Source organism: Mesorhizobium sp. (assembly GCF_004962245.1).
In the GTDB taxonomy this organism is placed as follows: Bacteria; Pseudomonadota; Alphaproteobacteria; order Rhizobiales; family Rhizobiaceae; genus Mesorhizobium.
In genome coordinates, this window is the sequence record NZ_SUHQ01000029.1 from 62,162 (window position 1) to 79,748 (window position 17,587).

Annotated in this window: 15 protein-coding genes; 9 read left to right on the top strand and 6 right to left on the bottom strand. The window is 64.8% G+C overall.

Annotated elements, in window-relative coordinates; genetic code table 11:
- The first annotated feature begins 19 nt into the window (after positions 1-19).
- The 5 genes from E5X88_RS26285 to E5X88_RS26305 are packed head-to-tail and all read left to right on the top strand — an operon-like array spanning position 20 to position 5,683.
- Positions 20-1,225 (top strand): CaiB/BaiF CoA-transferase family protein, encoded by a 1,206-nt coding sequence (locus E5X88_RS26285; protein WP_292166413.1) that lies wholly within the window; start codon positions 20-22, stop codon positions 1,223-1,225.
- 1 nt (position 1,226) lies between these two features.
- Positions 1,227-2,015 carry an enoyl-CoA hydratase/isomerase family protein gene (locus E5X88_RS26290; protein ID WP_292166415.1) on the top strand — a complete coding sequence of 263 codons (789 nt, stop codon included), beginning with the start codon at positions 1,227-1,229 and terminating at the stop codon, positions 2,013-2,015.
- A 13-nt stretch (positions 2,016-2,028) separates the two neighbouring features.
- Positions 2,029-3,045, top strand: a complete 1,017-nt coding sequence (locus tag E5X88_RS26295; protein ID WP_292166416.1) for a hypothetical protein — start codon at positions 2,029-2,031, stop codon at positions 3,043-3,045.
- An 8-nt stretch (positions 3,046-3,053) separates the two neighbouring features.
- Positions 3,054-4,835, top strand: a complete 1,782-nt coding sequence (locus E5X88_RS26300; RefSeq protein WP_292166418.1) for a CoA-transferase — start codon at positions 3,054-3,056, stop codon at positions 4,833-4,835.
- Positions 4,836-4,846: 11 nt separating this feature from the next.
- Positions 4,847-5,683 carry an SMP-30/gluconolactonase/LRE family protein gene (locus E5X88_RS26305; protein ID WP_292166419.1) on the top strand — a complete coding sequence of 279 codons (837 nt, stop codon included), beginning with the start codon at positions 4,847-4,849 and terminating at the stop codon, positions 5,681-5,683.
- A 28-nt stretch (positions 5,684-5,711) separates the two neighbouring features.
- Here the strand turns inward: E5X88_RS26305 and E5X88_RS26310 are convergent, their stop codons facing one another.
- The 6 genes from E5X88_RS26310 to E5X88_RS26335 all read right to left on the bottom strand — a co-directional run bounded on the left by E5X88_RS26310 (position 5,712) and on the right by E5X88_RS26335 (position 12,432).
- A complete protein-coding gene (locus E5X88_RS26310; protein WP_292166421.1) occupies positions 5,712-6,605 on the bottom strand; it encodes a sugar phosphate isomerase/epimerase in 894 nt (297 codons plus the stop codon).
- Between the two features lie 119 nt (positions 6,606-6,724).
- Positions 6,725-7,663, bottom strand: coding sequence for an ABC transporter substrate-binding protein (locus E5X88_RS26315; RefSeq protein WP_292166423.1), 939 nt, complete (start codon positions 7,661-7,663; stop codon positions 6,725-6,727).
- A gap of 80 nt (positions 7,664-7,743) precedes the next feature.
- The gene (locus tag E5X88_RS26320; RefSeq protein WP_292166424.1) at positions 7,744-8,736 is read right to left on the bottom strand and encodes a ribose ABC transporter permease; all 993 of its coding nucleotides are present in this window, start codon (positions 8,734-8,736) and stop codon (positions 7,744-7,746) included.
- On the bottom strand, positions 8,733-10,277 hold the full coding sequence (locus tag E5X88_RS26325; protein ID WP_292166426.1) for a sugar ABC transporter ATP-binding protein: 1,545 nt from the start codon (positions 10,275-10,277) through the stop codon (positions 8,733-8,735). The genes E5X88_RS26320 and E5X88_RS26325 overlap by 4 nt, the downstream gene beginning before the upstream one ends.
- Positions 10,274-11,653, bottom strand: coding sequence for a carbohydrate kinase (locus tag E5X88_RS26330; RefSeq protein ID WP_292166428.1), 1,380 nt, complete (start codon positions 11,651-11,653; stop codon positions 10,274-10,276). The genes E5X88_RS26325 and E5X88_RS26330 overlap by 4 nt, the downstream gene beginning before the upstream one ends.
- A complete protein-coding gene (locus E5X88_RS26335) occupies positions 11,650-12,432 on the bottom strand; it encodes a DeoR/GlpR family DNA-binding transcription regulator (protein ID WP_292166430.1) in 783 nt (260 codons plus the stop codon). Before E5X88_RS26335 ends, E5X88_RS26330 begins: the two co-directional genes overlap by 4 nt.
- 200 nt (positions 12,433-12,632) lie before the next feature.
- On the opposite strand from E5X88_RS26335, the gene E5X88_RS26340 reads away from it, so the two are divergent.
- The 4 genes from E5X88_RS26340 to ggt all read left to right on the top strand — a co-directional run bounded on the left by E5X88_RS26340 (position 12,633) and on the right by ggt (position 17,544).
- Positions 12,633-13,676, top strand: coding sequence for a class II aldolase/adducin family protein (locus tag E5X88_RS26340; protein ID WP_292166431.1), 1,044 nt, complete (start codon positions 12,633-12,635; stop codon positions 13,674-13,676).
- 1 nt (position 13,677) lies between these two features.
- A complete protein-coding gene (locus E5X88_RS26345; RefSeq protein WP_292166432.1) occupies positions 13,678-14,979 on the top strand; it encodes an FGGY-family carbohydrate kinase in 1,302 nt (433 codons plus the stop codon).
- Positions 14,976-15,830, top strand: coding sequence for a TIGR01459 family HAD-type hydrolase (locus tag E5X88_RS26350; protein ID WP_292166433.1), 855 nt, complete (start codon positions 14,976-14,978; stop codon positions 15,828-15,830). The genes E5X88_RS26345 and E5X88_RS26350 overlap by 4 nt, the downstream gene beginning before the upstream one ends.
- Before the next feature lie 127 nt (positions 15,831-15,957).
- Positions 15,958-17,544, top strand: coding sequence for a gamma-glutamyltransferase (gene ggt / locus E5X88_RS26355; RefSeq protein WP_292166434.1), 1,587 nt, complete (start codon positions 15,958-15,960; stop codon positions 17,542-17,544).
- Positions 17,545-17,587 lie beyond the last annotated feature (43 nt).

The window sequence follows — 17,587 nt, forward strand, 5'->3', positions numbered from 1 at the left end:
ACACGAAACGAGACATAAAATGAACAAGGCCCTCGAAGGCGTCCGCATTCTTGATTTCAGCCATCTGCTGCAGGGGCCGTTCGCCACGCAGCTGCTCGGCGACATGGGCGCCGACGTCATCAAGATCGAGCGCGCCGGCGCCGGTGACATGTTCCGCAGCATGACCTTCTTCGCCAAATGGATCGGCGGTTCCGAGAGCCCGAACTTCCTCGCCTGGAACCGCAACAAGCGCTCCATCGCGCTCAATTTGAAGAGCCGCAAGGTGCATGCGATCGTCATGGACATGGCCAGGAAAGCCGACGTCGTGGTGCAGAATTTTCGCCCCGGCGTTCTGGCCAAGCTCGGCTATGGCTACGAGGACTTCAAGGCAGTCAATCCCGGCATCATCTATTGCTCGGGCTCCGGCTATGGCGAGGAAGGTCCCTATGTCGAGCGTCCCGGCCAGGACATGCTGATCCAGGGGCTGTCCGGGCTGATTTCCAACACCGGCCGCGGCGATCAGGCACCTGTTCCGGCGGGTGCCGGTCTCGCCGACCAGATCGGCGCGATGAACATGGTCTACGGCATATTGTCGGCGCTTTACTATCGCGAGAAAACAGGCAAGGGCCAGAAGATCGAGGTCAACCTGCTGGCCGGCCTGCTCGCGCATCTCAACCAGGAATATGTCGCCGTGCTCAATCTCGGCGAGGATTTCGTGCGCCCGAATTCCGGCATCGGCCATCCCGGCATGCAGGCGCCGTTCGGCATCTACGAAACGAAGGACGGCGGCTACGTGTCGATCGCCATGAGCCCGTTCAAGACGCTGTATGAGACGTTGGAGGCGCCGCAGCTTGCCGTCTACGACGATCTGAAGACCTTGTTCGACAAGCGTGACGAGGTGTTCGAAAAGGTCAACGCCGAGACCAGGAAATTTGCCACGCAGGATCTGCTGGAACGGCTGCTCGCAGTCGACATCTGGTGCGCCGAGGTGAAGGATATTCGCCGCGCGGCCGAGGACCCGCAGGTCGAACACATGGGCATGATCACCAGCTACGATCATCCGCGTGGCGGCAAGGTCAGGGTGGTCGCGCCGGCAGTCAAAATGAGCGAGACGCCCGCAAGCATCGAAAGGCCCGCGCCGCTGGTCGGCCAGCATGGTCGCGAGATCCTGGCCGAGTTCGGCCTCTCCAAAGACGAGATCGCCGCGCTCGAAGCGTCCGGCGACATGACCGTGGACGCTGCCTGAGATGCCAGCCTACCAGACACTTACGGTCGAGACCTCGGGCCGCGTCGCCGTCGTCACCTTCCGGCGCGCCGACCAGCTCAACGCCATGAACCGGCTGATGCAAGGCGAGATCACCGGAGCCTTCGAGGCGCTGTCCGGGGCCGCGGGCGTCGGTGCGATCGTGGTGACCGGCGAGGGGCGCGGTTTCATGGCTGGCGCCGACATCAAGGAATATGCCGCCCAGACTGCTGCCGAGTTCGACGCCTTCCAGGCCGCCGGCACGCGCATGTATGCGGCGATCGAGAACAACCGCAAGCCGGTGATCGCGGCGGTCAACGGCTTTGCGCTAGGTGGCGGCATGGAGCTGGTGCTGTGCTGCGACATCGTGATCGCCAACCAATATGCGAAACTTGGCCTGCCGGAGATCAAGCTCGGGCTGATCCCCGGCGGCGGCGGCACACAGCGCAGCGTCCAAAAACTCGGCCGCAACCGCGCCAATCTCCTGCTGATGACCGGCGCCATTGTGCCGGCTTCCGAATTCATCGACGCCGGCCTGGTCAACGAGGTCGTCGATGTCGAAAGGCTGATGCCGCGGGCGCTGGAGCTCGCCGGGATGATCGCTGCCGAACCGGCCGCAGCGATCGAGGGACTGAAAGCGCTGACAGCACATGCTGTGTCAGGCCGCCTGGCCGACGGCCTTGCCATGGAACGCGACATTCTGGGCGGGCTCTATCGCAGCGAGACCGGCCAGCAACGGGTGAAGGCGTTCGCCGAGAAGAGCGGAGCGCGGGCGAAGAAGGCCGGGTCATGAAGAAGCCCGTGTCATGAAGACTGGCGACGACTATCGCGGACTGGGCTGGGCGCATGGCGCGTTGACCGTCCAGCGGCTCGGCGCGATGCTCGCGCCAGTGACTTTCGTGCTTGCCGACGGCCGGCAGGTTTCGCCGATGCATGTCGCGCCCTGGGCCGGCGAGCCGGGGTCGGAAGCGTTGCCGGGCATTCTGCGCAAGCTGCGTGGCGAATGGCCTTGCGTGCCTTTCGGTTATTCGGTGCCGACGGAGGGATGGCCCGAGAATTGGTCGCGGATCATGGGGCCGCCGGAGCCCGACGAGGAAATCCATGGCCATAGTTCCAACCATGCGTGGGATTGGCGAGACAGTGACGGTCGGTCGCTATCTCTGACGCTCGACTACCCGACTTCGAGCCCGGTCGCGCATGTCGAGCGGACGGTGACGCCCGACCCGTCGGCGCCTGCCATCGACATCGAATTCAGGGTCATCGTTCGCCGTGCCTGCCGCCTGCCGATCGGCTTGCACCCCGTGTTCCGCCTGCCGACGCAGACCGGCGCTGCCGCGCTGGAGCTTGGCGCGTTCGACCATGGCCGCACCTATCCGAACGACGTGGAGCCGGGCGCGGCGCTGTTTACGGGGAATACGACCTTTGCCGATCTGACCAGCGTGCCAGCACGCGCTGGTGGCCTGGTCGACGCGTCGCGCCTGCCTTTGGCGGCCGAGACGGAGGAACTTCTTCAGATAGACGGGCTCGATGGCACAGCATCGCTGGCCAACCATTCGGAAGGCTACCGGGTGAAACTATCCTGGCAGAAGGAGCATTTCCCGAGCCTGCTGCTCTGGTACTCCAATCGCGGCCGCAAGGCAGAACCATGGAACGGCCGCCATGTCGCCATCGGCATCGAACCGATCTGCTCACCTTTCGGGCTCGGGCCTGTGACCGCGCTGGCGGACAATCCCATCGCGCGGTCGGGTATTGCAACGGCGCTGGAGTTCTCACCTGACCGGCCGTTCGTGACCCGCTATCGTATCGAGGCATCCGCCCTGTGAAAGATCGTGTGACAACCTCCCTGGTCAAATCGAACCGGCCGCGCTTCACCGATGTCGACGGGCTGGCCGCGATGGTCGGAAGCGGCGACGTCTTCGGCGTCGGCGGCCACCATTTCGCCCGGCTGCCGATCGCCTTGCTGCGCGCCATCGCCCGCTCGGACGTCAAGGATTTGCGCTACGTCTGCTGGGCCGGCGGGTTGCCGCTCGAACTGCTGCTCGAAGCGGATGCGGTGGCGGAAATCGACCTCTGCTTTTCCAGCCTGGATATTTTCGGCCTTCCGCCGCGGTTCCGCGCGGCTGCCGAGACGAATGCCGTTCCAGTCCGCGATTGGACGGCGCTGGCGATGATCCAGGCGTTGCGGGCGGCGCAACAGAACCTGCCGTCAATGCCGTTCCAGCTTCCGCAGGGATCGGACATGCTGGCGCGCGTGCCGGGCGCGATCTCCGCGCCAGATCCGATCGAGGGAACCACGACCGGCATGATCCCGGCCTTGCGGCTCGACACTTTTGTCGTTCACGCCCAGCGCGCCGACGAGAGCGGCAATGTCCAGATCCTCGGGCCAAGGGCGCTGGACTTCGCCATGGCCGGCGCGGCGCGCCAAGTGCTGGTCACGGTCGAGGAAATCGTCCCGGTCGGGACGCTGCGGCATGACGGCCGCCAGAGCCTCCTCACACGCAATCAGGTTTCGGCCATAGCGCTGGCGCCGGGTGGCGCGTATCCGGCCTCCTGCCTGCCATTCTATGTGACCGACTATCAAGCGTTGTCGGGGGTCTTCGCGGCTAGGGAAACCTCTTTGGTAGATACTCTGAGCCTGCCTTCCGAAGGCGTGCCGGAGCCGGTTCAAAAAGCCGCGCAGGTCCGCACCGAAACGGTGATCGCAATGCCCGGGCTCGCGCAGGGCGAAGAGAAAGCGTCCGTCGACGAGATCATTGCCGCCCGCATCGCCGCCGAACTCGACAATGAGAGCTTTGCCAGCGCCGGCGCGGTGTCGCCGCTGGCCAACGTCGCCTACCGGCTGGCAAAGGCGACGCACGCGCCGGACATGATCATCGCGACGATGAGTTGCGGCCACCTCGACATCGCGCCGAGCCCAATGATCCTGTCGCTGATTGAAAGTCTCGATTGTGAGACGGCGGTGGCGCATGCCGGGGGCGACGACACCTATTCGACTTACTATCAGGCCGGCGCGGTGACCCACGAGATCGTCGGCGCCGCGCAGGTCGATCGACGCGGCCGCGTCAACACCATCGCGCTGCGCAAGCGCGACGGCGGCCTGATCCGGCTACCGGGGCAGGGCGGCATGGCCGATGTCGCCAACATGCATCGCGACTATCTGCTCTACGTTCCCCGCCATTCGGCGCAGTCGCTGGTCGAGACGGTCGAGATCGCCAGTTCGGCGCGTGGACTGCTGACGCAGGCCGAACGCGAGCCGATGGGCTATCGGATCGGTGAGGCGCTTGTGTTCACCGATCTTTGCGTCTTTCGGCTCGACCGATCGAGCCGGGAACTGATTGTCATCGAAACCATGCCTGATATCACGCACCAGCAGATCCGCGATGCCACCGGCTTTTCTGTGTCATTCGATGCCGATTGCCGGAAAATTTCGCTCCCCTCGAACGATATGATGGATGTCCTGCGAAACCGGATCGATCCCCTCGGTCTGCGCCGACTGGAATTCGTCAGCGCCAAGGAGCGTGGCGCGCTCATCGCCGAGATTCTCGCCGCCGACCGCGTCATGGTCGAGCGCTGCATCGCCGCCCAGCAGGGGTTGCGTATGGCGAGAAGTTGAAGGGAGGTTGCATGGCAAAGCCGCTGCTCGAAATCTCCGCCGCGAGGATCTTCTTCGACGGCATCTTCACCACTCCGCGTGTCGCGCATCCGGAGGGTGTGGCGATCCACCGCGACGGGTCCATCTGGTGCGGCACCGAAACCGGCGATCTCTTGCGGCTGGCCGCCGATGGCGGCTCGGTCGAACGCATGGGTGGCACGGAAGGCTTTCTGCTCGGCATCGCATTCGACAGCGCCGGGAACTGCTTTGCCTGCGATTTGAAGCATTCGGCGATCTTTCGCTGGAATGCGGGGACGGGTCTTATGGAGTGCTTCGCCTCGGCTGGCATCCGCGTGCCGAACTATCCGGTCGTCGACGAGGCAAGAGGCTGGCTCTACGTTTCCGACAGCGTTGGCGAAGACAACCGCTCCGGCATCTTCCGCTACGATCTCAAGACGGGCGACGGCGGCCTGTGGTGCGTTGAAACCATGGCCTTCGCCAACGGCATGGCGATGGCACCGGACGGCAGCGGGCTCTATGTGGTGGAAAGCAACGCGGCGTGCATCAGCTATGTGCCGATCGGCGCTGACGGCGCGGCGGAGGCTCGGCAGGTCGTCGTCGAGGGCGTGGACAACGTCCCGGACGGATTGGCTTTTGCCCCCGACGGTTCGCTTTTCATCTCATGCTACGAGCCAAGCCGGATTTATCGCTGGCGCCGAGACAGAGGCCTCGAAGTGCTGATCGAGGATCGGGCGGCGACGACGCTCGCGCATCCCACCAATATCGCGTTCAAGGGTAACAAACTCTATACCGCCAACCTTGGTCGCTGGCATATTACCGAGATCGATCTGGCCGCGGTTCCAATCTAGCGCCACGCCCGGTCAGTGTCGGGTGGTGCTAAGGCTGATGGCTTGATGAAACAAGCTCGGCCTTGCGCTGCGCTGTCTCCAGCCCGATGGCGATGAAACGGCGCGCATGCCGGGCCAGCTCCATGTTGTCGGTCCACAGATTGCGCCAGATGGCGGTTTTCTTCGACAGCTTCTCGTCGACGATCTCAGACGAGAAGGATTCGAAGCTGAGGTCGTCGCTATAGCCGATTGCGGTCAGCGCATCGAAGATCGCAGCGAAGTCGATGTTGCCGGTGCCGAGGAAGCCGCGATGGCTCTCGCCGATATGGACATAGCCGATCTTGTCAGCGGCATGGCGGATGGCCAGTCCGACATCGGCCTCCTCGATGTTCATATGGAAGGTGTCGAGATGCAGGAAGATGTTGTCGGAGCCGGTGTCCTTGATGAAGGCCAGGCCTTGCGCGGCGGTGTTGAGCAGATTGCTTTCGAAGCGGTTGACGATCTCGAGGTTGAGCGTGACGCCGGCGGCCTTGGCCGCCTCCGCGACTTTGGCAAGCGTGCCTGCACTGCGGTTCCATTGATCGCGCGTCGGCGCCTCGGTCTGCAATCCATGGCTGGTGCTGAGGATGCCGGCGACCTTCCGGCCGCCGAGATCACGGGTGAGTGCGATCGTGTTGTTGAGGATTTCGACGCCGTGCGCGGCAATCGTCTTGTCGGCGCTTGAAATGTCGCCGTCGGCCGGCAGCCCGATGCTGATCGCCACGCCGAGATCGAGGTCGGCGATGCGCTTGGCCAGCCCGCCAACATCGACATTGGCAGGGTCGAGATAGGAGAATTCGATCAGGTCGAAGCCGGCCTCCCTAGTGTTGGCCAGCGTCCGTTCGAGGTCGCCTTGCGCCGAGCTCGCCGACCAGACGAAAGAATGAATTCCAATACGCGACATGATCGTCTCCGGTTACGCGGGAGCATCGGACCCAAAAATGGAAACCAGTCTCGGGAGAATCCGTTGCTTAGACAAAAAGCGGTGCGGCCGGTCATCCCGGCCGCACCAGCCTTGGAGGCTTAGCGGGCCGCGGTCCAACCCTTGTAGTCCTTCAGATTCTCGGCCGTGATCAGCTGCGGATCGAGCAGCACCGTCGCTTCGGCCGGCTTCTTGCCGGCGAGCACTTCGGCTGCCATCTGCAGCGACTGACCAGCCATCACATAGGGGTCCTGCGAGGCCGAAGCCTTGATCATCGACGTACCGGACGCAAGTTCCTTCTCGATGTCCGGCGCGCCGTCGACCGCGGTGAAGATGAACTCCGAGCGGTTGAGCTGCTTGGCCGCAAGCTGGGCACCGATCGCCGTCGGATCGTTGATGGCGAACACGGCATCGATCTTGTCGAAGCGGGTCAGCAGCGACTGGAACACCTTCAGGCCGCCGTCGCGCGAGCCTTCGGCATTCTGGTCGTCGGAGAGGATCTTTATGTCGGGGTGTTTTGCCAGGACGTCTTTGCAGCCCTTGACCCGCTCCAGGATCGACGACGATGCCGGGCCGTTCAGGATGACATAGTCACCCGTGCCGCCGGTCTGGTCGACCAGATACTGACAGGCCGCTTCGCCGGCCTTGACGTTGTTGGTCATCACGGTGACGTCGGCGCCCGGCGCCGAAACGTCGAACGCGGCAACCACGATGCCCGCCGCCTGCGCCTTCTTCACCGCCGGCGCGATCGCCTTGGCATCGACGGCGTTGAGCATGATCACGTCGACGCCGGCCGCGATGAAGGAGTCGACCTGCGAGACCTGCTTGTTGAGGTCGTAGTCGGCCGACACCGACGTCACTTCGACATTGGGATTGATCTTCTTGGCCGCGTCCTCGATGCCCTTGATGGTGGCGACGAAGAAGGGGTTGCCGAGAAGGCCGACCGAGATGCCGACCTTGTTCAGATCCTTGGCCGCAGCCGGTGCGATGGCGACGGCCGCGAGGGCAACGCCGCAGAGCAGTTTAGCGATGGTCTTCATTGTTTTCCTCCTGATGCCCCGCGCCTCTCACGGTGCGTTACACATGAAACCGGGTCGTTGACGCCGGCGACTAAGGTCAATCACGTTCTTGCTCCTGCCTGGAGCCTGTAGCGGTCGAGGGCGACCGCCACGATGATGACCAATCCCTTGATGATGTACTGCCAGATGTCCGAAACACCGGCCAAGATGAGTCCGTTGGAGAGCACCGCTATGATCAGCCCGCCGATCAGCGTGCCCCAGATCGAGCCGACGCCGCCGACGAAGCTAGTGCCGCCGAGAATGACAGCAGCAATGGCGTCGAGTTCGTAGGACTGCCCAAGCTGCAGCCCGTTGGCCGCGTACAGCCGGGCCGCCGACATGGCGCCGCCAAGGCCGGCCAGAAGGCCGGAAACGCCGTAGACGAAGAGCAGTACCAGCGGCACCTTGATGCCGGTGAGGCGCGCGGCCTCGGCATTGCCGCCGACAGCATAGATCCAGGTGCCGAGCACCGTGCGCTTCAGCACCAGCCAGGACAGCACCACGACCGACAAAGCGATGATGACCAGCCAGGGGATGCCGAACAGCGAACCGTTGCCGATGAAGTCGAACGGCAGGTCCGAGTTGAACACCGTCGTGTCCTGGCCGAGCAGGCGGGCAACACCGCGCACGGCTGTCAGTGAACCCAGCGTGACGATAAAGGGCGGCAGCCTGATATAGGCGACGAGCAGCCCGTTGATGACGCCGAAGCCGAGGCCGACCAGAATAGCCGCCGGCACGCCGAGCATGCCCCACTCGGGCACCAGCGACACCATCACCGCCACCATCGCCGAGGCGGCAAGGATGGAGCCGACGGACAGGTCGATGCCGCCGGTGAGGATGACGAAGGTCATGCCGGCCGCAAGCACGATGTTGATCGACGACTGCTGCGTGACGATCAGAAGATTGGTCTCGGTGAGGAAGCGCGGATTCATGAACTGGAAGCCGGCCGCCAAAAGAATCAGGACCGGCAGCATGCCAAGCGCGGCGAAGGCGGTGTGCAGCCGCCGGCTCCTGCCGACAGCCTGGTCGCTCATCTCGGTTGCCTTGTCGGTCATCCCTTGGCTGCTCCCGTTGCAAGTTCCATGATTGCTTCCTGACTGAGCGGCTGGCCTTCGGATGCCGTCACTTCGCCTGATATTGTGCCGTCGCGCATCACCAGCACGCGGTCGGCGACGCCGATCACCTCCGGCAGTTCGCTGGAGATCATCAGGATGGCGATGCCCTTCTTGGCGAGATCGTCGATCAGCCGGTAGATTTCCGACTTTGCCCCGACATCGACGCCACGGGTCGGCTCATCGAGGATGAGAACCTGCGGCTCGGTTTCGAGCAGACGGGCGAGCAGCACCTTCTGCTGGTTGCCGCCCGACAGCGAGCCGGCATTGGCCTGCACCGACCTAGTGCGGATGGAGAGGTCGGAAACGGACTTGGCGGCACGCTTTTCGGCCGCCGCGAAGTCGCGGAAACCGCCGCCCCGCGCATCCTTTGCGAGCACACCCATGCTGATATTGTCGGAAATCGACATGTCGAGGAACAGGCCGAGTTCCTTGCGGTCCTCGGTGAGGTAGGCGATGCCGGCATCAAGCGCCTCGCGCGGCGAGCCGATGGATACAGACTTGCCGTTGAGCTCCAGCGTGCCTGATGTGTGCCTGTCGGCGCCGAAGATCAGCCGCGCGAGCTCGGTGCGGCCCGAGCCGACCAGGCCCGCCAGTGCCAGCACTTCGCCCTTGTGCAGGTCGAAGGAGCAGTCCTTCAACAGATTGCCGTCCGACATGCTGCGCACCGATAGCGCGATTGCGCGCTTTTCGTCCGGTGGGCGGTGATCCTTCTTGTAGAAGGCGGACAGGTCACGGCCGACCATCATCGAGACGAGGCGTGAGGCATTCAGGTCGGCGCGGTCGAGCGTGCCGACATAGCCGCTGTCGCGCAGCACGCTGACGCGATCGGCAAGCTGATAGACCTCTTCCATGCGGTGGCTGATGTAGATGATGGCGATGCCTTGCGACTTCAGCGTCGCAATGACCTCGAACAGCCGGTCGGTCTCGCGCGAGGTCAGCGAGGTGGTCGGCTCGTCCATGACGATGATGCGCGCGCTGGTCGACAGCGCGCGAGCGATCTCGACCAGCTGGCGTTCGCCGAGCGAGAGGCTGGAGACGGAGGCACGCGCCGAGAAGGAGACGCCGAGCCGCGCGATGATTTCCTTGGCGCGCCGGTTGCACTGGTCACGGTCGACGATGCCGAACCGTCTCGGCTCGTTGCCGAGGAAGATGTTCTGCGCAACCGTCAGGTTGGGCGCCAGCGACAACTCCTGATAAATGACGGCAATGCCGTTGGCGCGTGCCTTGATCGGGTCGCCGGTGGCGGCCGGTATGCCGTCGATCAGGATCTCGCCGCCGGTATCGGGCCGATAGGCGCCGGACAGCACCTTCATCAGTGTCGACTTGCCGGCGCCGTTTTCGCCCATCAGCGCGTGCAGTTCGCCGGCGTGGACGGTCAGCGACACATCCTGCAAGGCGCGGATCGGGCCGAATGTCTTGGAGATGTGCCGCATTTCCAGCACCGGCTGGCGCGCCGTCTCGATTCGGGCAGCGGCGGTCATTGCACGCCTCCGGCTGCTGCGCCGGCGACGCCCCGGTCGGCGGCGAGGCCGCGCCAGCTGTCGCGGTAGCCGGCAAGCCCGGTGAAGCTCGAAGCATGAACAGGCTCCGGCGCCTCCGCGGCAAATTCGCGTCCGACGTTCTCGAAGGCCAGAGCCGCTGCTCCGGTGGCGCTGCCCTCCAGCGTGGCGCCCTGCATGAAGGCCTGGCCGGGACGCAGCTGCGCCAGCAGGCTGGCGAGCAGGCCGCCACTGTTCAGCCCGCCATCGACGATCACGGTGTTGTTCGAATGGATCAGGTCGAGACACAGATCGACCATCAGCGCGACATAGAGCAGCGCCACGGCCGCGCGTTCCTCCGCGTTGGGCGTGCGCCCGATCAATTCGCCGGGATGGCCAGGCATTGGCCCGCCCGGCGCGAAGCTGGGCAGCGCCATGATGCCGGCGCCGATCACCTGCTGTGCCGTGGAGCGGGCGATCGCGCCCTGCCAGCCGGAGCTGATCGTCGCGAATTCGCGCCCGCCCATGAAGCGGATGGTCGGCACCGGGCCACCATCGATATCGACGTTGACCAGCATGTCGCGGTCGCGATCGAGGGCATCGAGCGGACAGTCCGGATTGAGCACGACCACCCAGGTGCCGGTCGAGACGACGGTTACCGGCCCAAGCTCCTGCCTGCGATAGGCATGGAGCGCCGCATTGCTGTCATGGACGCCGTTGTGGATGGCGATCGGCTGCACCCCGTCGCCAAAACGCTGCTCACCGATGACGGCGCCGGCACGCTCGAAGGAAGGCATCTGGCCGCGCCAGCCCTCCGCGTCGACCAATGAGCTGAAATCACGCCTGCGCGGCGCCCACAGATGCGAGTGGCAGCCGAGATAGGACACTTCCGATACCGCCCGGCCGCCAAAGCGCCAGCTCCAATATTGCGGATAGCCGAGGATCGATTTCGCGGCAGCGAAAGCGCTGGGGTGCACCGCCTTCAGCCACAGCATGTGGCGACCATAGTTGAAGCCGAGCGGCAGACGCGGCGAGAAGGTCTCGGCAAAATCCGGAACGCGGCGATCAATCTGCGCGGCAATCTCAGCCGGCGGTTCCTGCTCGTAGTCGAGGATTGGATGCGTCAGCGCCGCATCGTCGACCAAGGCGAAGGTGCAGCCATGGCCCGAGACCATCAGCCCCGCTATGCCATGGATGTCGACCGCTTCGCCGACGGCGCGAGCCGCCCAGTCGTGAAGCGCTGTCTCGTCAAGCACGCTGAAGCCGCCTTTGCGCGTCCAGTTCGGGCGGGTCCGGCGCTCGTCGAGAATCTGCCCGCCCTGACCGAAGACGAACAGCTTCGAGTTGGTCTTGCCGAAGTCGAGGACGGCCACCTTCACGGGATGCCTCCCGAGGAAGAGGCGATCCGCACCACGACGCCGGCGTCTTCCAGCATGCGTGCGTCGGCATCGGAGAGGCCGTCGTCGGTCACCAGCGTGCCGATGCGGGACAGCGGCAGCGCGACGTTGCGCGCGTGTATCGACAGTTTGCGGCTGTCGGCCAGCACCACGATCTGGTCGGCGCATAGGCTAAGTTCGACGATGGAGCGGACCAGCAGCGGATGCGATTCCAGCACGCCTTCCTGGCCGATGCCTTGCGCGCCAAGAAAGAACTTCGACGCGTAGAAGGGCACGGCCTGGGTGAGCGAATGGATGATGCCAGGCTCACGGTGCAGTTCGCCGCCGGCAACGGTCAGGCTGCAATGGCCGTGGTCGTTAAGGTAGGCCGCGAGCGGCATCGAGTTGGTGTAGAGCCGGATGTTGCGGTCGGCGAGCTTGACGCCGAGATGGAAGCAGGTTGAACCGCCATGCACGATGACCGCGTCGCCGTCGCGCACCATGGTCGCCGCAAGAGCGGCGATCTGCCGCTTGGCCTCGACCGCGAGATCGCGGTTCTCGTCGTAGGGCCTGGCATAGGCGATACCGGCCTGTGAAGCGCCATCCAGCGCCGAGATGCCGCCATAGACTTTCCGTGCTTCGCCGGCCTCGTCGATCTTGTCGATGTCGCGCCGCACCGTCGCAGCCGATACGCCGAGCCGCTCCTGCAGCTCGCGCACCGAGGCGAAGGGGCGATCCCGCAACAACTCGACGATCTGGCGCTGGCGGCCGGAGTCGCTCAACGGATACCCTCCCGAAATGCCATTTTGTCACGGCAATTGGTGCAACTTACTCAACGCGCATCGGATTGCAAGCTCGATTTGACGGGATAAGATCACTATTGACGTAACTTACTCGCATCTGCGATACCAGCGTCACTCGTTATCCCGGCACCGGGACATCCAAAGCCGTGGCCACGCGGCCGGTTTGTGGAGGAATTTCGATGGCAACCTATGCGGATGCGCAGGATTTGGCTGCTTTGCGGTCGCTTTCGGCCAGCATCGGGCGCGACCCGCATTTGACCCAGGCCGCGGGCGGCAACACATCGCTGAAAGCCGGCGACACGCTCTGGATCAAGGCTTCCGGTACCTGGTTGAAGGATGCGCTTGCGCAAGACATCATGGTTCCCGTGGCGATCCCTCCGCTGCTCAGGGCTGTCGAACAGCGCGACCCGGCCGCCGACCAGCCACAGGGCTTCGCCATCGAGGCGCTTAACACAAGCAGGTTGCGGCCCTCGATCGAGACCACGGTTCACGCCCTGATGCCGCAGCGCGTCGTTCTGCATGTCCATTGCGTCGACACCATTTCGCTCGCGGTACAGGCCGACTGCGAGGCTCAGGTCGCCAAGCGCCTGGATGGCCTCGAATGGGCGTATGTTCCTTATCGCCGACCGGGCCTGCCGCTTGCCCAGGGCATTGCCGAGCGTCTGCGACCCGGGGTCGATGTCCTGATCCTCGCCAATCACGGCCTGGTCGTCGCAGCCGAAACCGTCGCCGGAGCCGAGGCGCTGCTGCGTCGCGTCACACGACTTCTGGCGCGGCCGCCGCGCAAGGTTTCGGCGGCCGACGTTGGTGCATTGACGGCGCTCATCGGACGCACCGGTTACAGGTTGCCGGCGGATGTCGAGGCGCATGCAGCCGCGATCGATCCCGAAAGCTGCCGAATGGCATCGGGTGGCAGCCTCTATCCGGATCACGTCATCTTTCTCGGCCAGGGTTCGGTCGTGGCGAGACCCGATGAGGACGTGCAGCATGTCACCGAACGATGCGGCACGGCACCTGCGGCAATCCTGTTTCCCGGGCTTGGCGTGCTGATGCGCGGCGACGCCAGTGTCGGCGCCGACGCTCTGCAACGCTGCCTTGCCGACGTGACGGCGCGGGTCGACGTCGCGGCCAAGCTGAACTATCTCACCGCCGCCGAGAACGACGAACTGATCAACTGGGACGCCGAGCAGTATCGCCAGAAACTCAATGCAGCTGGCAGCTGACATGGCGCTTCCAACCGACCCGCTTTCGATCGGCCCGCTTTCGATCGGCATCGACATCGGCACATCAGGTGCGCGCGCCGTCGCCATGCGTCCGAACTTTTCGATTGCCGCGCGTTCCGCCGTTCCACTCGACAGATTTGGCCAGAACGCCCGCGACCCCTCAGTCTGGTGGTCGGCGGTCGGCGCGGCGCTGACGGAACTGCTTTCAGGCATCGATCGCGCGGCGGTCCGGTCGATCGCCGTCGACGGCACTTCCGGCACGCTGCTGCCGGTCGACGGCGCCGGGCGGCCGCTGGCCGAGCCGCTGATGTACAACGACAAGGTCGACGACGACGCCGTTCTGGCCGTGATCGCGCGCGAGGCGCCGGCAGCGAGCGCAGCGCTTGGGGCGACGTCCGGTCTGGCCAAGGCACTGTTGTTCCAACGCTTGCCCGGCGTCGCCGCGGTGCTGCACCAGGCCGACTGGATATCGGGACAGTTCTCTGGCCGCTTCGACATCAGCGACGAGAACAATGCCTTGAAAACCGGCTACGACGTCGAGGCCCGCCGCTGGCCGGACTGGATCGCAGCGACCGGCATGCGCATGGAATTGCTGCCGGGTGTCGTCAGGCCGGGCGATGTCTCCGGCACGCTCACCGCGAGCGCCGCCCACCTGTTCGGCCTGGCGCGCGACGTGGCCGTGGTCGCCGGCACGACGGATGGTTGCGCGTCGTTCCTGGCAACGGGTGCTTCGGCAGTTGGCGACGGCGTGACCGCGCTGGGGTCGTCGCTGACCATCAAGATCCTGTCCGACCGGCCGATCTCGGCACCGCAGTTCGGCATCTACAGTCACCGGTTGGGAGATGCCTATCTAGCGGGCGGTGCGTCAAACTCCGGGGGCAAGGTGCTGGCGCAGCATTTCCCTCTCGCGCGCATCATCGAGCTCAGTGCGGCGATCGACCCCATGACAGAGACGGGCCTCGACTATTATCCGCTTCCCGCGGTCGGCGAACGCTTCCCCGTAGCCGATCCTGCTCTGCCGCCACGCCTGACGCCGCGGCCGGCGGACGACGCCGACTATCTGAAAGCGATGCTGGAGGGCATTGCCGGGATCGAGGCGCTCGGCTATCGCCGGCTTGCCGAGCTCGGCGCGCCTCGGCTGATCTCGGTCAGAAGTGTCGGCGGCGGTGCGGCAAATCCCGCCTGGACGGCGATCCGGCAGCGCAAGCTGGGCGTCAGCTTTCTGCCTGCGCTTTCGGATGAGGCGGCCGCCGGCACGGCTCGGCTGGCGCTGATGGGCGCAATCGAAGCGGGGCTTTCGTGAGCACGAAAACAATTGAACATCTCGACGGCATCGGAGCGCTGGTTCAGCGCTATCAGGTGTTCCTGCTCGATCAGTTCGGCGTGTTGCACGACGGCACAAACCCTTATCCGGGTGCTGTGGAGGCGTTGTCGGCGCTGAAGCGCGCAGGCAAGACGATCGTGCTGGTCTCGAACTCCGGCAGGAGGGCGCGGCCCAACGAGATCCGCTTGCTGAAGCTCGGCTTCGAACAGGGAAGCTGGGATCAATTCGTCTCTTCCGGCGAGATCGCGTGGCGGTCCTTTCACGAAATGGCGACATCCGGAAAGCTGCGCCCAAACACAAAGTGCCTGCTGATCAGCCGTGAAGGCGACCGCTCGGCGATTGAAGGCCTGCCTTTCGCATTGACCGGCGACGGCGGCGACGCCGAGTTGGTGCTGATCGCCGCCAGTGAGGGCGATCGCTATGACATAGACCACTATCGCAGACTTTTTGCACCGGCAGCGATGCGGCAGGTGCCGTGCTTCTGCACCAACCCGGACAAGATCATGCTGACGGCAGTGGGGCCTCGCTTTGGCGCTGGCCAGCTTGCGGATCTGTACGAGAGCCTCGGTGGCAGCGTCACCCGCATCGGCAAGCCCTACGCGCCGATCTTCGACGCCGCACTGGCGCTGGCGGGCAACCCGGACCGCAGCAGCGTGGTCTGTGTCGGCGACAGCGTCGAACACGATATCGTCGGTGGAACTGGTGCCGGCGTGGCGACTGCGCTGGTCTTGTCCGGAATATTGGCGGACACCCCTGACCTGGGCGGCCTTTTCGACAGTCTGGACGCCTACCCCGACTACACCACGGATCGTTTCAAATTCGCTGATTGAGGCCGGAAATTTCCAGGGGTTTAGCGCCGCCACGGTGATCGTGCTGTCGGTCATGCTGCTTGGTGGCACAGCTCTTTGGCCGCCGTCGCCAGTTCACATCTGATCCGTCAGAGGCTATTGATCCTGCATGCGTGATTTTCAATTCCCCGGACGGTCGCCGGTTCGTGCGACGGAAGCGATGGCCGCGACGTCGCACCCGCTGGCGACGCTGGCGGCGGTCGAGATGCTGCGGTCCGGCGGCAACGCAATGGACGCGGCCGTGTGCGCGGCTGCGGTGCAGGCGGTCGTCGAACCGCAATCGACCGGTATCGGCGGCGACTGCTTCGTCCTCTACTGTCCCAACGGCCAAGGCGAGGTCATCGCTTTCAATGGCTCGGGCCGCGCACCCGCCGCGGCGACCCCTGAATGGTATCTGGACAGGGGGCATGACGCGCTGCCCGAATCCGGGCCACACGCGGTCACCGTACCGGGTGCCATCGACGCCTGGTGCCGACTGCTCGAGGATCACGGCAGAAAGGGCATCGACGCCGCGCTCGCGCCCGCCATTCGCTACGCCGAGCAGGGCTATGTCGTCCAGGACCGCGTGGCCTTCGACTGGGCCGAAAGTGTTCCCTTGCTTGCCGCCGACGAGCATGCCGCGCGGATCTTCCTGCCGGATGGAAGGGCACCGCAGGCCGGCGAGCTGCATCGGCAGCCGCAACTGGCCGACACATTGCGCATCGTCTCGCGCCGCGGTCGCGCCGGCTTCTATGAGGGCGAGGTCGCCGACGACATCGTATCGCGTCTGCGTGCGCTTGGCGGGCTGCATGCGCTCGAGGATTTCGCGGCCACCAGGGGCGACTATGTCAGGCCCGTCGGTACGTCCTACCGAGGTTACGACATCCATCAGATGCCGCCGAACAACCAGGGGCTGACGGCACTGATCATGCTGAATGTGCTGTCGGGCTTTGCGCTCGGCTCGCTGGAACGGAACGGCGCCGAGCGGCTTCACCTCGAAATCGAAGCGGGCCGGCTTGCCTATCAGGATCGCGACAATTTCATCGGCGACCAGGATGTCGTCCATGTTCCCGTGGAGCAGTTGCTGTCCAGGTTTCATGCGGACCGGCTTCGCGCCGAGATCGATCCGGCGCGCGCGATGACGCATCTGCCTCGCCTCGAGCTTCAGCCGAGCGACACTGTCTACATCTCGGTGGTCGACCGCGACCGTAATGCGGTCAGCTTCATCAACTCGACCTTTGGTTCGTTTGGCAGCGGCGTCGTCGGCCCCGGGACCGGGGTCGTCCTGCAGAACCGCGGCAGCAGCTTCCGCCTGGCGGCGGACCATCCAAACCGCATCGCACCGGGAAAACGCCCGATGCACACCATCATGCCGGGCATGATGACTTCCAAAGGCCGGGCAGTCATGCCGTTCGGGGTGATGGGCGGCGGCTACCAGCCCTTCGGCCACGTCCACTTGCTCACCAACATGATCGATTTCGGCATGGACCCGCAGGAGGCGCTGGATGCGCCGAGGGTGTTTTACAGACAGGACATGGTGGAGGCCGAGCGTGGAATTCCGGCCGATGCGATCGCCGGCCTGCGCGAGCGAGGCCACCAGCTGTCCATCGCGACCGAGCCGCATGGCGGCGGCCAACTGGTGCTGATCGACTGGGACAAAGGCACGCTTACCGGCGCATCCGATCCGCGCAAGGACGGTTGCGCGCTGGGTTACTGACGATCGGTCGCGCCTGAGCCAGAAGGCAGGGCGCGGACGGGTT

What these genes read in the sequence shown, in the direction of transcription:
- E5X88_RS26285 (WP_292166413.1), top strand. Translation starts at nt 20, where the DNA reads ATGAACAAGGCCCTCGAAGGCGTCCGCATTCTTGATTTCAGCCATCTG.
- E5X88_RS26290 (WP_292166415.1), top strand. Translation starts at nt 1,227, where the DNA reads ATGCCAGCCTACCAGACACTTACGGTCGAGACCTCGGGCCGCGTCGCC.
- E5X88_RS26295 (WP_292166416.1), top strand. Translation starts at nt 2,029, where the DNA reads ATGAAGACTGGCGACGACTATCGCGGACTGGGCTGGGCGCATGGCGCG.
- E5X88_RS26305 (WP_292166419.1), top strand. Translation starts at nt 4,847, where the DNA reads ATGGCAAAGCCGCTGCTCGAAATCTCCGCCGCGAGGATCTTCTTCGAC.
- E5X88_RS26310 (WP_292166421.1), bottom strand. Translation starts at nt 6,605, where the DNA reads ATGTCGCGTATTGGAATTCATTCTTTCGTCTGGTCGGCGAGCTCGGCG.
- E5X88_RS26315 (WP_292166423.1), bottom strand. Translation starts at nt 7,663, where the DNA reads ATGAAGACCATCGCTAAACTGCTCTGCGGCGTTGCCCTCGCGGCCGTC.
- E5X88_RS26320 (WP_292166424.1), bottom strand. Translation starts at nt 8,736, where the DNA reads ATGACCGACAAGGCAACCGAGATGAGCGACCAGGCTGTCGGCAGGAGC.
- E5X88_RS26325 (WP_292166426.1), bottom strand. Translation starts at nt 10,277, where the DNA reads ATGACCGCCGCTGCCCGAATCGAGACGGCGCGCCAGCCGGTGCTGGAA.
- E5X88_RS26340 (WP_292166431.1), top strand. Translation starts at nt 12,633, where the DNA reads ATGGCAACCTATGCGGATGCGCAGGATTTGGCTGCTTTGCGGTCGCTT.
- E5X88_RS26345 (WP_292166432.1), top strand. Translation starts at nt 13,678, where the DNA reads ATGGCGCTTCCAACCGACCCGCTTTCGATCGGCCCGCTTTCGATCGGC.
- ggt (WP_292166434.1), top strand. Translation starts at nt 15,958, where the DNA reads ATGCGTGATTTTCAATTCCCCGGACGGTCGCCGGTTCGTGCGACGGAA.